Genomic DNA, 13,022 nt, shown 5'->3' with positions numbered 1-13,022 from the left:
TCCTGACACTCCCGGCATTTTGCATGAGCCTGTGTGAGGGGGTTGATTCCGGGACATCGGGATCAACCCTCTTTTTGTTTCGCGATGAAATCAGGCGGTGCGCCGGAAATCGGTCGGTTCTTCGCCGGAAGAGGCATCCTGCGAGAGAGCGAACATTCCCAGGAATCCCCGAGCCCGTTGACGCGGGGGAATCGGGGTCCCAGCACTTCCGAGTGAACGGGTCGTCAGTTCCTCATCGGCAGACTCGGGCAGGTGCGTGTGGCTGACGTGATGCATGGTCACCAGCCCCAGCATTCCACCGCTCAGTACGAACACAATGGTGAGTCCCCCCAGAATGACGGTGCGAACCGCTTCGTCTCCGAGCGTGCTGGCGAGGGTCAACAGCAGCAAGCCACCGACAGTGGCCATGAAAATTCCGACTTTCACCCTGGAAAGGATGGTTGTCAGCTCGTCAGTGGGTTGAACAGGTTTCCGCATGGACAGGCCTCCGTGCCCGGGAATCACATTTGATATCAAGAAATCAACGATTTCTTTTCCTCGTCGAATTTCGGAGGAAGAAATCAGGAATTCGGCCGAAAATTCCCCGGAATCCAGAGAAACAGCACAAACACACTCGGGGCTTATACTGAAAACGTAGCGATCGTGGGGAGAGCGCCTTTTCGGGCTCAGGGACTTGACCGGAAAAGGAGGTTCGGTCTGCTTGACATAACTTTCCGCCCTGCCATACGATCCGGGATCTTTCGAAGCCAGGGCGCACAAGTTTCGCGCCGGCAGTGGTCAATTTGAAATCAACATTTGGAAGGGGTGCGGCACCATGGCTGTTCCCAAGCGACGCCAGTCGAAGTCACGTTCCCGTAAGCGTAACAGTCACAACTCTGTTAAGCCAATGAAGTTGCAGTATTGCTCCAGCTGTGGAACAGCCGTGCCCTCGCACGTGATCTGCCCCAACTGCGGGCATTACCAGGGTCGCCCCATGGTTGGGACTGAGGAATAGTTCGCTATGCGGATCGCATTGGACGCGATGGGGGGCGACGCCGCCCCCGCCATTAACATTGATGGCGCTCTGCAGGCTCTCAGGACGATGCCCGAGATCGAATTGACGTTGGTCGGGGACCGTGAGGCCCTGGATCCGTTAATCGAAAAATCCGGCTACTCAGGGGAACGCCTGACGATCGTCGCGTCGACAGGGTTTGTCGGCATGGACGAAAAGCCGACCGAAGCCCTGCGCAAAAAGCCGGAATGCTCGATCGCACAGTGCTGGAAGCTGATGGCCTCCAAAGAAGTGGATGCTGTCATCAGCGCCGGCAACACAGGTGGCGTCGTCGCGGCCGGTCTCAGAACCAGGCTGTTCCTTCCCGGCGTGAAGCGTCCTGGAATCGCGGTCGTGCTGCCGACCTCGCGCGGACAAACTGTCCTGATGGATGTCGGTGCCAACCCCGGTGCCCGCCCTGAGCACCTGGCCCAGTATGCTGTCATGGGCTCTGTGTTCGCCCGCGAAGTTCTCGGGATCAGCCAACCTCGAGTCGGCCTGATGAATATCGGGAGCGAAGACGGCAAAGGGACCGATCTCGTTCGCGAAACACATGAACTGATTCAGCAGACCTCGCTGGGATCCGCCTACATCGGCAACGTCGAAGGCCGTGGGCTGTATCATGGCGAAGCAGACGTCGTCATCTGCGAAGGGTTCGTCGGCAACGTCGTCCTGAAGGTCAGCGAAGGGATGGCGAGCATGATGATGCAGACGCTCGCACAGTCTGTGACGGGGGCCCTCTCCAGCGAGCGGGAACTGGCCAAAGCCGCTTTCCACAAGGCCGGCAAGACCTTCGAATACAACGAGACCGGCGGAGCTCCACTCCTCGGAATCGACGGAATCTGCCTGATCTGCCACGGCTCCAGTGATCCCAAGTCGATCGACAACGCCATCAGAACTGCAGTGAAACTCAAGCACCGTCAGGTCAACCAGCAGATCACCGAGCAACTTGGAAACGCCGCTGTGGCCACCTAGTTCGCCCTGAAAAAGATCGACCAAAAGTCGATCTCGCCCAAGCAACATGAAGCGCCGATTCAGACGACTGTCGGCAACACACTGAATCAACGTCCGAGTCTTCACAGGGTCAAAGGAGTTACCCCGCCATGAGCCGCATCGGTTTCCTGTTTCCCGGACAGGGGGCACAGCATGTTGGCATGGGCCGCCAACTGGTGGAGCAGTACCCGGCTGCCCGAAGACTCTTCGATCAGGCTGGAGAAATCCTCGGCTACGATCTCGGTCAACTCTGCTTCAACGGTCCTGCCGAAGAGCTTGACACGACCGTTATCAGCCAGCCGGCCATCTTCGTGACGAGCCTGGCCTGCCTGGAAAAACTGCGTGCCGACGCTCCAGAAGCGATCCTCTCCTGCGAAATGGCCGCCGGACTCAGTCTGGGTGAGTACACTGCCCTGGTCTTCTCCGGAGCCATGTCCTTCGAGGACGGCCTGAAGATCGTCCAGAAGCGCGGACAGGCCATGCAGGACGCTGCCGATGCCACTCCCTCGGGAATGGCGAGCATCCTCATGCTGGAACTGGAGAAAGTTCAGGCGGTGCGAGATCAGGCTCAGCCGTTCGGCGTGCTGGAAATTGCCAACTACCTGTGCCCGGGCAATCTGGTCGTCTCCGGAGCAAACGCAGCCCTCGAGAAATCAGTGGAGTTCGCCGAAGCTGCAGGCGCCCGCGTGGTTCCACTGGCGGTCGCCGGAGCCTTCCACACCAGCCTGATGGAACCTGCCGATCAGCAGCTGAAAGAAGCATTGGCCGGAGTGGCCATGAAAACGCCGGAAATCCCAGTCGTTTCCAATGTGGATGCCCAGCCTCACTCCGATCCGGAAGAACTCAAGCAGATTCTGGTTCGACAGGTGGTGAGCCCCGTCCGGTGGGAAGACTGCCTGCGATATATGCTGGCTGCGGGAATCGACGAATTCTACGAGATTGGCCCAGGTCGGGTCCTGACCGGCCTGATGAAGCGGGTGAATCGCAAAATTTCCTGCAGCGTGATCAACGATTCGTGAGGCATTTCCGGCGGATCACGGAATCTCGTCAGGGAGCCGTTTTCTTGCCGTTTACACGTTTATGAAAAGGCGTTATATCTTCACGTGGTTCACAAGACTGCCTACTTTTTTGGCCGAGAACCCAACTCAGACTCACAGTCGATTTCCCGGTGAAAATCCGCTGTTGACCCTGAATCATTAACCATTCAACCTACAGTATCAGCAGTTCGGCCCGAGGCATCAGTGACGGTGCCCGTTCTCTGTGGAAGGAGCAAGACGTGGAAGACAAAGTGATCTCAATTGTGAGCGAACAATTGAGTGTGAATAAGGACGAAATCACCCGCGACAGCAATTTCATTGACGATTTGCACGCGGATTCTCTGGATCTCGTCGAACTGGGGATGAAGTTCGAAGAAGAGTTCGGAGTGACGATTCCTGACGAAGATTACGAGAAGCTGCGTACCGTCGGGGATGCAATTGATTACATCAAGCAGAAAGAGAATGCTTGAGCGATGGCTAGGCGCGTTGTAGTCACAGGGATGGGAGTTACCTCAACGCTTGGGCATGAAGTGCCCGAGTTCTGGGATAACATCTGCGCCGGGAAAAGCGGCGTGGGCCCGATTCGCCGATTCGATGCTTCGAATTTCAAGGTCCGCTTCGGCGGCGAAATTCAGGGCTTCGAGTTGACCGATCACATGGACATGCTCGAAAAGGATGTCCGCCGACTGGATCGCTTTGTGCAGTTTGCCATGGCAGCTGCACAAAAGGCGATTACTCAGTCCGGATACGATTTCGACTCCGGCGATCCCTACATGCACGGCGTGCTCATCGGCAGCGGTATTGGCGGCCTCAACGAGATCGAACAGCAGCACTCCGCGCTGTTCGATCAAGGCCCGACCCGCGTTTCTCCTCTGATGATTCCCAAGCTGATGGTGAACGCCGCCAGCGGCAACGTCTCCGTCCGCTGGAAGCTGCGCGGCCCCAACAGTGCCGTCGCCACAGCCTGTGCTTCTGCGACCAATGCAATGGGAGATGCTTTCCGTCTCATTCAACGGGGCGACGCCGACGTCATGGTGACCGGCGGAAGTGAAGCAGCGATCACTCCCATGGGTCTTTCCGGATTCGCCCGGATGCAGGCCCTCTCCACACGCAACGACGACCCTCAGACTGCGAGCCGACCGTTCGATAAAGGACGCGATGGCTTCGTGATTGCTGAAGGGGCGGGCATTGTCGTTCTGGAAGAATACGAACACGCCCGCGCCCGCGGTGCGAATATCCTTGCGGAAGTCCTCGGCTACGGAATGTCCGCGGACGGCAATCACATGACGGCCCCGGACCCGGAAGGCCGTGGAGCCGCCCGCGCGATGCATGGCGCTCTCAAAGACGCCCAGCTCTCGCCTCAGGCCATTCAATACATCAACGCACACGGCACCAGCACTCCTCTGGGAGACAAAGCTGAGACGTATGCCATCAAGACCGTCTGGGGTCCTGAACACGCCAAGAACGCGGTTGTCTCCAGCACGAAGAGCCACCTGGGACACCTGCTGGGTGCTTCCGGAGGGGTGGAATTCGTGATCTGCGTGATGGCCCTGCTCGATCAGGTCGCCCCACCGACGATCAATCTGGAAGAGCCGGATGAAGGCTGCGATCTGGACTACGTTCCGAACGAAGCCCGCCAGATGAAGATCGACCGCCTGATGACCAACAGCTTCGGCTTCGGCGGCCACAACGCCTGCCTGATCCTCGGCCGCATCTAACCGCAGGGTCCGCTGTGCGGACCAATCCCAAGCTTAACCGTAGGGTGTGTTGATGACGCGCATACGCAACACGGTTTTGTGCTTCTTCCATGACAAGTCTTCCGTACGACCGGGCTACCGCCGGGCCAGTTGTGACCATGGAATCAGCCATGGATACACCAGGCAGTACAGCACGAAGAGATTCAGCAAGGTGTACGGGATTTCGCGGCGACTCTCCGTTCGCCACCGGGCAATGATCGCACGCACGATCCATGCCAGCTTGTAAATCAGCTGCGCGATCAGGATGGGTGCCATCAGGACCGGGGCGAAGACTCCTGCAACCAGACAAAGTCCCATTCCCAGCCAGATCGTTCCCAGGGTTTCACGGACGAGCGGACGATCCGCGAGTTCCTGCTGGAACCAGCCGTCCATCAGCGAACCACGCTGCGCGCGGAACATCATCAGGCAGAACGCCAGCGTGACCAGTGCATCGACTCCAAATGCCACGCGAAGCACCGTCAAGTGACCGTCCGCCATCCGTCCCACCACACTTACCGCTTTGCGGAAGCTGCCTTCAGGGCCGCCTCGATAGCAGAGACTGAAGTCCCCACCGATTTCACAGCAGCTCTCAGCTCATCCGCGCTCACCCCGAACCGCTTTGTCCAGTAAGCGAGTTCGTAGTCTTCGTTCACGTTCACTCTCTGGGCGTCCTGTGGACCTTTCTTTGTGCGATCATCAGCCATGACGGTGTTCCTGTTCGTGTGACTCCATGAATCTCACCCGCCATTGTCGATGTTCCCTGAAAAATGACGTCCGTCAATCCGCGGATTCATCTCCTCGCCAACTTTCACTTCTTCTTCAGCAGGTTCTGATCTCTTCCCTGTCATGCTGATCGACGAGCCCTCACCAGCCCGTCCGCGCTGATCAGATGCCGCGAATTCTTTGGAAAAATCTGAAAGGGTGAGAACAGGGCCCACAGCTGGAAAGTTTCCACCGATTTCATAGCGTCGATGCGAATCGTGCATTTCAAATTCGGTCAAAACGGCGAAGCAGACGTTCTTCCAGAGCCGGTCGTCATCACCGTGACTTCCCGAACGGCATCCTGATTGCGTGACGTCGCCGTGCGCCGACTTTCGCACTTCAAGGGGGGAGAGACTTTCCATGTTTCAGCATATTAAAGACCTGCAGTTTGATGCGCGCGTTTCTCAGCCAGATCCACGCTTTGCCAACCTGCTTCTGGAACAGTTCGGCGGGGGCAACGGTGAATTGAAGGCGGCCATGCAATATTTCGTGCAGGCCTTTGGATGCCGTCAGCCCTACCCGGATAAATACGACCTGCTGATGGACATTGCGACCGAAGAATTCAGCCATCTCGAAATCGTCGGAGCAACCATCACGATGCTGCTGGATGGTGTGAGTGCCGAACTGAAAGGGGCCGCCGAAGGGAATCTTGTCGCCCAGATGGGGGCTCGGGATATCAAAAAAGAAACGGTCATCAGCCAGGCGATGGATAATCCCCATTTCCTTCTGGAATCGCAGGGCGGCCCCATGGTTACCGACTCGCGGGCAATCCCGTGGAATGGAACATTCGTGAATGCCAACGGCGATTTAACAGTCGACCTGAGGTCGAACATCGCAGCCGAATCGCGGGCGAAGATTGTCTATGAGTCGCTACTCAAGTTCACTGACGATCCTTACGTGCAGGACACGTTAAGGTTCCTGATGACCCGCGAAATTGCTCACTTCCAGCAGTTTCATGCAGCACTTGAAACGATTGAACCGAATTTCCCTCCAGCTGTCCTCCAGGGAGATGTGCGATTCACTCATGCCTACTTCAACATGTCTCACGGGGAAGATGCGCGAGGCCCATGGAACAAAGGAAAAGGGCCCTGGGAGAAAGGGGAACAGTGGGAATACATCGAAGATCCCGTTGAACAGGTTGAAGCCACGGTCGGCCAGGCAGAGAAAGTTCCGGAAGGAAATGCCCGCGACCCTGAAGCCCTGAAGAAGCTCGAGAAGGAACTGGCTGCGACCCGGAAAAAGGAAGCCAAAGGGACGGCGACCGCCGATCGACGGCAGTGGTCCAACTTCTCAGCGGAGAACGAGACTTGAAAGCCATCACACTCGCCTGAGACAGGGGCTAAATCACTTCGAGGGCGCTAGATGGTCTTCGTATACAAACTTCGGCCGGGGATGGGAATTGACGAAGGCTGCAATGTCGAGGGCTTCCTGCTCTGAAAGAGATGGGTCTCCCAGCGGCATCGAAACCTTCAACCAGGCGGCAAGATTTCCGTTTCTAAAGAGCCCTGCTCCTTCATTGTAGGATCGCTCTCCCCAGACCGGAGGCCCTTCTTCGGTCCCCGCCCCGTTGGCGGAATGGCAATCGGCACACTTCTCCGCGTAAAGCTTTTCTCCGCGTGCTAAGTCGTGCCCTGCCGCGTCGATGGAGAGCGGACGGACATGATTGGGCCCCAGGGGAGCCTTCTTATTCATCGTCATGCATTGCCCGTCGGACAGCGAGGTGATGTATGTGGCAATTGCCACCGAGAGTTCACTTCCGTTCTCCGGTCGAATTCCGTTCATGCTGCGCATGAAGCAGTTCATGATTCGATCCTCCAGCGTGATCACCTTCCGTTCACGCGGAGACCACGCAGGATATGCGGTTGCGATTCCGATAAATGTGGCTGCAGCTGGATGTCGGCCCCCTTCCAGATGGCAGGAGCTGCAGGTGAGTGCGTTCCCAGCATACGGCTGAGAGAGGGGATGCTCGGTGGTCCGCTCAACAATCTCCTTGCCCAGAAGAATCACACGATCCAGTTCGGTGATGTCGCTTTCTGCGGGGCTCGCAGTCCGGGAGGGGTTCTCTTCAGAACGAAGAGAGGAGGACCACATCAGGCCCACCAGAAAGATCCCCGCACATCCTGCAAGAACGCGAGGGAAGAGATGAATTCGCATTGTTGGCTCCTCTCGCATGTCGAGTCGGTGGCCCGCAGTCCGATCATACCCGTTCACGACATGCGGTCATACATTTCCCGGAACACATCTCTGATGTTTCCGCGATGAGTGTTGAGAAGTCCGCCGAATTCCCGAAGATCGATAGGGACTTGATCGATGATGATCAGTTCACTGATGAGTTCAGCGAGCAGTTCAGCATCGGTTCGGCACTCATAGACCGTGGGCAGCAGTCCCGGTTGATGGGCTGTAATCAGCAATCCCCGGCAGTGCTGTGATCTCTGCACAACGCGGCGCCACTGGGCTGTCGAGAGCTGTTCTGCCCCGTCGAGCATCAGGATCTCGCTCGCTTCGGTCTTCTCAAGCCACTGTTCCAGCTCCCGCGAGAGCGTGGAACGTTGAAACTCCGTGAAGCGGACAGTGGAGATCTTTTCACCACGACCGGTCAGCTGACGTTGCAGTTCTTCGAACAGAGTTGTCTTTCCACTGCCATGCACGCCAACGATGGCCCCTCGATAATCCTGTTGCTGCAGTCGTTCCAGCAGCGATTCCAGACTCCCCTGCAGGAAGCGGAACGGGAGAGATCCCACGCACTCAGAGCGGAATGGATTCTCCCGGGCTCTCATCACAAGTTTCCTGTCACGTGAAGCGACATGCCGTCGAAGCCCAGCTCCGTGCGAGGAAAGATGGCCTGCATCCCCGGCAGGCCGATCGGATCGTCGACATCGAGTGTCGGGTCGAGATGAACAATCACCAGGCGTTCCACATCACAATCAACCGCCAGCTGAGCGACCTGACTGGCGTGACTGTGGCCCGTTCGCGCTGCCAGATTGGCCCGGTCGTCATCGAAATAGCATTCGTGAATCAGCAGATCGACTCCACGGATGAACTCCGTGTAAGTGCCATCGACGGTCGTATCGGTCACATACGCAAACGAACACTTTGAATGGTCGTCATCGACACGATACGCCATCGATTGCCCGGGATGGCTGGGGAGAGTCTGCCAGTGAACCGTCAGCCCCGGTCGGACTTCCATCCGACCGGACGAGGAAATGGAGTCACAGGCGAAAGGGACCGGGACGGGAAAAATCGCCTCTGCGAACAGATGAGTTTCGACAGCCTGGAGTGTTCCGGCGGTCGCGTGAACTGTGACCGCTTCATAAGTTTTTGAGAGGACCGGCATCAGCAGGAACGGCAGACCGACAATGTGATCCAGGTGGGGATGAGTCAGAAAGAGATCGATCTTCGAAGCAGTACAACTTTGGGGAAGCTGGTAGAGGGCGCTCCCGGCATCGAAGACAATTCCCCACTCGGGCAGCACAATGCAGGCTGTATCGCGACGTGCATTCGCGAAATACCCTCCCGTTCCCAGCAGTTCGATCTTCATGGGAATCGCCGCCGCTTGTGGATCGTCGAATTGATGTCAGCCGCACACTTCGAGTGTCCGGCTAAACTTTTGCATCATGCACGAGAACCCCTTTCACCAGGGCTCTCAGCTTGGGTTCAGCTGCATTGGCAATGGCGATAATCTCGCTGACGACCGCGGGCTTCAGGGCATCGGGCAGACACATGTCGGTCACGATTGAGAACCCAACGGTTCGCAGTCCCGCATGCACCGCCACGATCACTTCCGGGACGGTCGACATCCCGACAGCATCCGCGCCGATCTGACGCAGGAAACGGTATTCCGCACGAGTCTCCAGATTCGGTCCGGAGACAGCCACGAAAACCCCGCGATGTGCCGCAAAGTTTTCCTTCCGGGCAATCTCCAGTGCCACTTCGCCCAACTCGCGGTCATAGGGCGCGCTCATGTCCGGGAAGCGTGGTCCCAGCTGATCGTCGTTGATGCCGAAGAGCGGATTGCCCCCCATCAGGTTGATATGGTCGTCGATGACCATGATGTCGCCGCAGCTGTAGTTGGGGTTCATCCCTCCCACTGCGTTGGAAACGATCATCAGGCTCGCGCCCAGAGCTTTGAAGACACGCACCGGCAGGGTGATCTGCTGAAGGGAATACCCTTCATACATGTGGTGCCGGCCTTCCATCGCCACGACCGGGACCCCCATCAGGGTTCCGCAGACCAGACGGCCGCGATGGCTGGTGGCGGTCGACTTCAGAAAGTGCGGGATCGATTCGTAATCGAATTCTGCTTCGATCTGAATCTCGCTGACCAGACTTCCCAGCCCGGTCCCGAGGATGATTCCAGCATGCGGGGTCTTCCCCCATTTGGTCCGAATCGCCTGACAGGCTTCTTGAATTTTGGGGGCGAGATCCAGCATGGGCACTCGGAGGCAAATTGCCAAAAGGAAGCACGCCCGGGACGGAACTGTCCGGGCGTGAGTGAACATCAGGCCGACATTCCCGAATGGAAGTCAGCTGTGAATCTGCTGAAGAGGCTCATCTGCCGGGCAAGCTGGGCATCACTCCCTGTGCATTTCAGGAGGAACTTGCCGGGCGGAATCGACGTGAAACTACGCCACAGCCTTTGAACAGCGCTTGCAGCGGACTTTCTTGCCCTTCTTGGGGATCAAAGCATTGCACTTGCCACAACGCTTCTGTTTGCGATCGATTTTGAACTTCGTCCGGGGACGCAGAACCATCTGACTAACTCCTTGATTGGCAGGGGTTTATGTCACCCGCTGCGCGCACGTCATTTTTTGGAACGGAAAGGGTATCGAGATGAGCCGGAAAATACAACCACACACGCATCCCCCCGAAATTCGGCCCCGCTTTCCAAAGTTCCCGCTTTCAAAGACTTTGCAGCCTCTCAGCGAATCTGCGATGATATTGAAATGACCGTGAAACACGGTTCGAACCGGGCTTGGCAGTCGAAGGACTCCCGTTTCCAGCACTGACCTCACAGGCTGGCGTTCGGCTGCTGCCGGGACTGAAACTCTCGAGGGAACAAGCTGGATGGGCATTGCCGATTCTGACAACGGAGCCGACTCCGGGAAGACCGAGGTCTTCTCCCCTCTCGATTCCGGCAGCTTCCGGCAGGTTGGGGCTCAACTGGGGGAGTTCAAACTTCTGCGGCGACTGGGAAAAGGGGGAATGGCAGACGTCTGGCTGGCTGAACAGACGAACCTGAAGCGCAATGTCGCGCTCAAACTCCTCCGCTCTGAACTCATGGCGGACGAAAGCTACGTCAAGCGGTTCCAGACGGAAGCCAAGGCAGCCGGCGGACTGAATCATCCCAATCTGGTCCAGGTCTATACGGTGGGAGTGGAGAAAGGCCAGCACTTTATCGCCCAGGAGTACGTTCACGGACAGACCCTGAAGGCACTGCTGGTGAAGCGGGGTCCGCTGGATCTTTCGCTGGCCCTGATGATCATGCGACAGGTGGCAGCGGCACTTCAGGCTGCGGGCGATCAGGGAATCGTGCACCGCGACATCAAGCCGGAGAACATCCTGATCAACCGCAAGGGCGAGGTGAAGGTGGCCGACTTCGGCCTCGCCCAGCTTCAGGGAGGGGAGCGCCTCAACCTGACTCAGGAAGGGGTCACCATGGGGACCCCGCTGTACATGAGCCCGGAACAGGTCAGCGGGCAGAAAGTCGACCAGCGAAGTGACATCTATTCATTCGGCATCATGTGCTATCACATGTTGACCGGCGCCCCGCCGTTTCAGGGTGAGAATGCTGTCAGCGTGGCCGTGAAACATCTGCACGACTCCCCTGCCCCGATCGCTGATCTCCGCCCGGATCTCCCCCCGGCGGTCTGTGCCCTCATTCAGAAGATGATCGCGAAGTCGCCGGACCAGCGTTATCAGGATGCGCAGTCGATCCTGAATGATGTCCGTAAACTCGCGAAGGCACTGCGAACCGGTGAACCGATCGATGAACTCGCTTCGAGCGGCCCTCTTCCGTCGCAGAAACTTCCGCTGCCGCACGCAAAGTGGATTCTTCCGTTGTGCTGTCTGCTCGCATTTGTGCTGAGCGCGGGAATCGGCTGGCAGCTGCGCCCGCGAGTTCCACAGCAAAGCTCCAATCCGCTGGGTGATGTTCCCAAACAGGGAAGCGCGAGAGATCAGTATCTGCACGCGATGTTCAAAATCGATGACGAAGACGCGTTTAAAGCGGTCATCGAATTCTGGGGGTCCCCCAGCGACGAGATCTGGCGACGCCGTGCCCACGAACAGCTGGCCCTGCTCTACCTGAAGGATCGACGCAGAGAACCGGAAGCCCGCGCGCAGCTGGCACTCCTGAAGACCAACTTTCGGGATTCCGCATTGGAGGCCCGCGCCGGCGAAGCGTACCTCGATGCTCTGCACAACAACCCGGATCGAGCCCGCAGAACCCTGCAGGCGGAAGCAGAGGCATTCAATCAGAAGCTGACCGGAAGCTGGAGACAGCTGATGGAGGAAACACGTGAAATGCTCTCGAGAAGTCGTTGAGCGTTGAGTGTTCCGCGTTGAGTGGCCAGAATGGGATCATCTTCGACAGATTCCCCAACACTTAACGACCAGCACGGCTCCATGCAAAAAACACAGGCGAGCATTTACGACTATCCCAAGTACTACGACCTGCTGTTTGGATCGGACTGGAAAGCGGAATACGATTTTCTTCTGGCCTGCTTCGACCGATATGCCAAGTGCGACGTCCAGCGGGTTTTCGAACCGGCCTGCGGCACCGGGCGATTGCTGATCAAACTGGCACAGGCCGGCTATGAGGTTGCCGGGAATGACCTGAACCCCAAGGCTGTTGCTTATTGCAACAAGCGACTCAAACGGGCCGGGTTTGACGAGACCATTACCGTCGGCGACATGTCGAACTACAAGCTGAAAAAGAAGGTGCACGCAGCCTTCAACATGATCAACAGCTTCCGCCATCTGGATTCCGAACAGGCCGCAGAAAGCCATCTGCAGTGCGTCGCCAACTCACTAATGAAGGGTGGCCTATACCTGCTGGGACTGCACCTGACCCCCACTGTCGGGGACCGGATCGAATCGGAGGAATGGACCGCCCGCCGGGGACACCTGCAGGTCAACTCCGTAATGTGGTCCCAGGAACTGGACCTCAAAGGACGCAACGAGAAGCTCGGCATGACAATTGATGTGTATACGCCGACGGAGTCGTTCCAGATCGTCGACGAGATGAACTACCGCACCTACACCGCTGTTCAAATGGAGCAGCTGCTGTCGACCTGTCCCCAGTTCGAAATCGCTGGTCTGCATGATTTCTGCTACGAGATCGACACCAGGACAGAGATCACACCGATAACGGAAGATGTCGTTTTCGTCCTTCGAAAACGCTGAAGCCATCAGCCATCAGCCATCAGCCTTCAGCCATCAGCCATCAGCCGTCAACCTTCAACC

General features: G+C 57.5%; 15 protein-coding genes. 8 read left to right on the top strand and 7 right to left on the bottom strand.

The genetic code is table 11. From position 1 onward, the window contains the following. Positions 1–90: 90 nt before the first annotated feature. Positions 91–408: a hypothetical protein gene (locus SH661x_RS06905; RefSeq protein WP_437229324.1), complete on the bottom strand. Its 318-nt coding sequence runs from the start codon at positions 406–408 to the stop codon at positions 91–93. A 406-nt stretch (positions 409–814) separates the two neighbouring features. Here SH661x_RS06905 and rpmF point away from each other — a divergent pair, with 406 nt between their 5' ends. From rpmF to fabF, 5 genes are all read left to right on the top strand, one after another. Further along, positions 815–994: a 50S ribosomal protein L32 gene (rpmF, locus tag SH661x_RS06900; RefSeq protein WP_437229322.1), complete on the top strand. Its 180-nt coding sequence runs from the start codon at positions 815–817 to the stop codon at positions 992–994. Between the two features lie 6 nt (positions 995–1,000). Next, positions 1,001–2,005 carry a phosphate acyltransferase PlsX gene (gene plsX, locus SH661x_RS06895; protein ID WP_437229320.1) on the top strand — a complete coding sequence of 335 codons (1,005 nt, stop codon included), beginning with the start codon at positions 1,001–1,003 and terminating at the stop codon, positions 2,003–2,005. Positions 2,006–2,133: 128 nt separating this feature from the next. Further along, on the top strand, positions 2,134–3,042 hold the full coding sequence (gene fabD / locus SH661x_RS06890; RefSeq protein ID WP_437229318.1) for an ACP S-malonyltransferase: 909 nt from the start codon (positions 2,134–2,136) through the stop codon (positions 3,040–3,042). Between the two features lie 239 nt (positions 3,043–3,281). Continuing rightward, complete coding sequence (gene acpP / locus SH661x_RS06885) at positions 3,282–3,530, top strand: acyl carrier protein (protein WP_437231177.1); 249 nt, start codon at positions 3,282–3,284, stop codon at positions 3,528–3,530. A gap of 3 nt (positions 3,531–3,533) precedes the next feature. Beyond that, positions 3,534–4,778: a beta-ketoacyl-ACP synthase II gene (fabF, locus tag SH661x_RS06880; RefSeq protein WP_437229316.1), complete on the top strand. Its 1,245-nt coding sequence runs from the start codon at positions 3,534–3,536 to the stop codon at positions 4,776–4,778. A 114-nt stretch (positions 4,779–4,892) separates the two neighbouring features. Here the strand turns inward: fabF and SH661x_RS06875 are convergent, their stop codons facing one another. Both SH661x_RS06875 and SH661x_RS06870 read right to left on the bottom strand, forming a co-directional pair. Then, positions 4,893–5,294, bottom strand: a complete 402-nt coding sequence (locus SH661x_RS06875) for a hypothetical protein (RefSeq protein ID WP_437229315.1) — start codon at positions 5,292–5,294, stop codon at positions 4,893–4,895. Between the two features lie 14 nt (positions 5,295–5,308). Then, positions 5,309–5,500 carry a DUF3606 domain-containing protein gene (locus SH661x_RS06870; protein WP_437229313.1) on the bottom strand — a complete coding sequence of 64 codons (192 nt, stop codon included), beginning with the start codon at positions 5,498–5,500 and terminating at the stop codon, positions 5,309–5,311. Between the two features lie 418 nt (positions 5,501–5,918). Between SH661x_RS06870 and SH661x_RS06865 the strand changes: the two genes are divergently transcribed. Next, positions 5,919–6,869: a manganese catalase family protein gene (locus SH661x_RS06865; protein ID WP_437229311.1), complete on the top strand. Its 951-nt coding sequence runs from the start codon at positions 5,919–5,921 to the stop codon at positions 6,867–6,869. 33 nt (positions 6,870–6,902) lie between these two features. On the opposite strand, the gene SH661x_RS06860 is transcribed toward SH661x_RS06865, so the two are convergent. The 4 genes from SH661x_RS06860 to SH661x_RS06845 all read right to left on the bottom strand — a co-directional run bounded on the left by SH661x_RS06860 (position 6,903) and on the right by SH661x_RS06845 (position 9,988). After that, on the bottom strand, positions 6,903–7,712 hold the full coding sequence (locus SH661x_RS06860) for a c-type cytochrome (RefSeq protein ID WP_437229309.1): 810 nt from the start codon (positions 7,710–7,712) through the stop codon (positions 6,903–6,905). A 53-nt stretch (positions 7,713–7,765) separates the two neighbouring features. Beyond that, on the bottom strand, positions 7,766–8,335 hold the full coding sequence (locus tag SH661x_RS06855; protein ID WP_437229307.1) for a hypothetical protein: 570 nt from the start codon (positions 8,333–8,335) through the stop codon (positions 7,766–7,768). Continuing rightward, positions 8,335–9,096, bottom strand: coding sequence for an MBL fold metallo-hydrolase (locus SH661x_RS06850; RefSeq protein ID WP_437229305.1), 762 nt, complete (start codon positions 9,094–9,096; stop codon positions 8,335–8,337). Before SH661x_RS06850 ends, SH661x_RS06855 begins: the two co-directional genes overlap by 1 nt. 61 nt (positions 9,097–9,157) lie before the next feature. Then, positions 9,158–9,988, bottom strand: a complete 831-nt coding sequence (locus SH661x_RS06845) for a purine-nucleoside phosphorylase (RefSeq protein ID WP_437229303.1) — start codon at positions 9,986–9,988, stop codon at positions 9,158–9,160. 634 nt (positions 9,989–10,622) lie between these two features. Between SH661x_RS06845 and SH661x_RS06840 the strand changes: the two genes are divergently transcribed. Continuing rightward, positions 10,623–12,101 carry a protein kinase domain-containing protein gene (locus tag SH661x_RS06840; RefSeq protein WP_437229302.1) on the top strand — a complete coding sequence of 493 codons (1,479 nt, stop codon included), beginning with the start codon at positions 10,623–10,625 and terminating at the stop codon, positions 12,099–12,101. 81 nt (positions 12,102–12,182) lie between these two features. Next, the gene (locus SH661x_RS06835; RefSeq protein WP_437229300.1) at positions 12,183–12,962 is read left to right on the top strand and encodes a class I SAM-dependent methyltransferase; all 780 of its coding nucleotides are present in this window, start codon (positions 12,183–12,185) and stop codon (positions 12,960–12,962) included. The last annotated feature ends 60 nt before the right edge of the window (positions 12,963–13,022 follow it).

The sequence above is a fragment of the Planctomicrobium stercoris genome (assembly GCF_051465655.1).
Lineage (GTDB): Bacteria > Planctomycetota > Planctomycetia > Planctomycetales > Planctomycetaceae > Planctomicrobium.
Note: the sequence above shows the minus strand (reverse complement) of the source record. Positions and strands in the feature narration are given on the sequence as shown.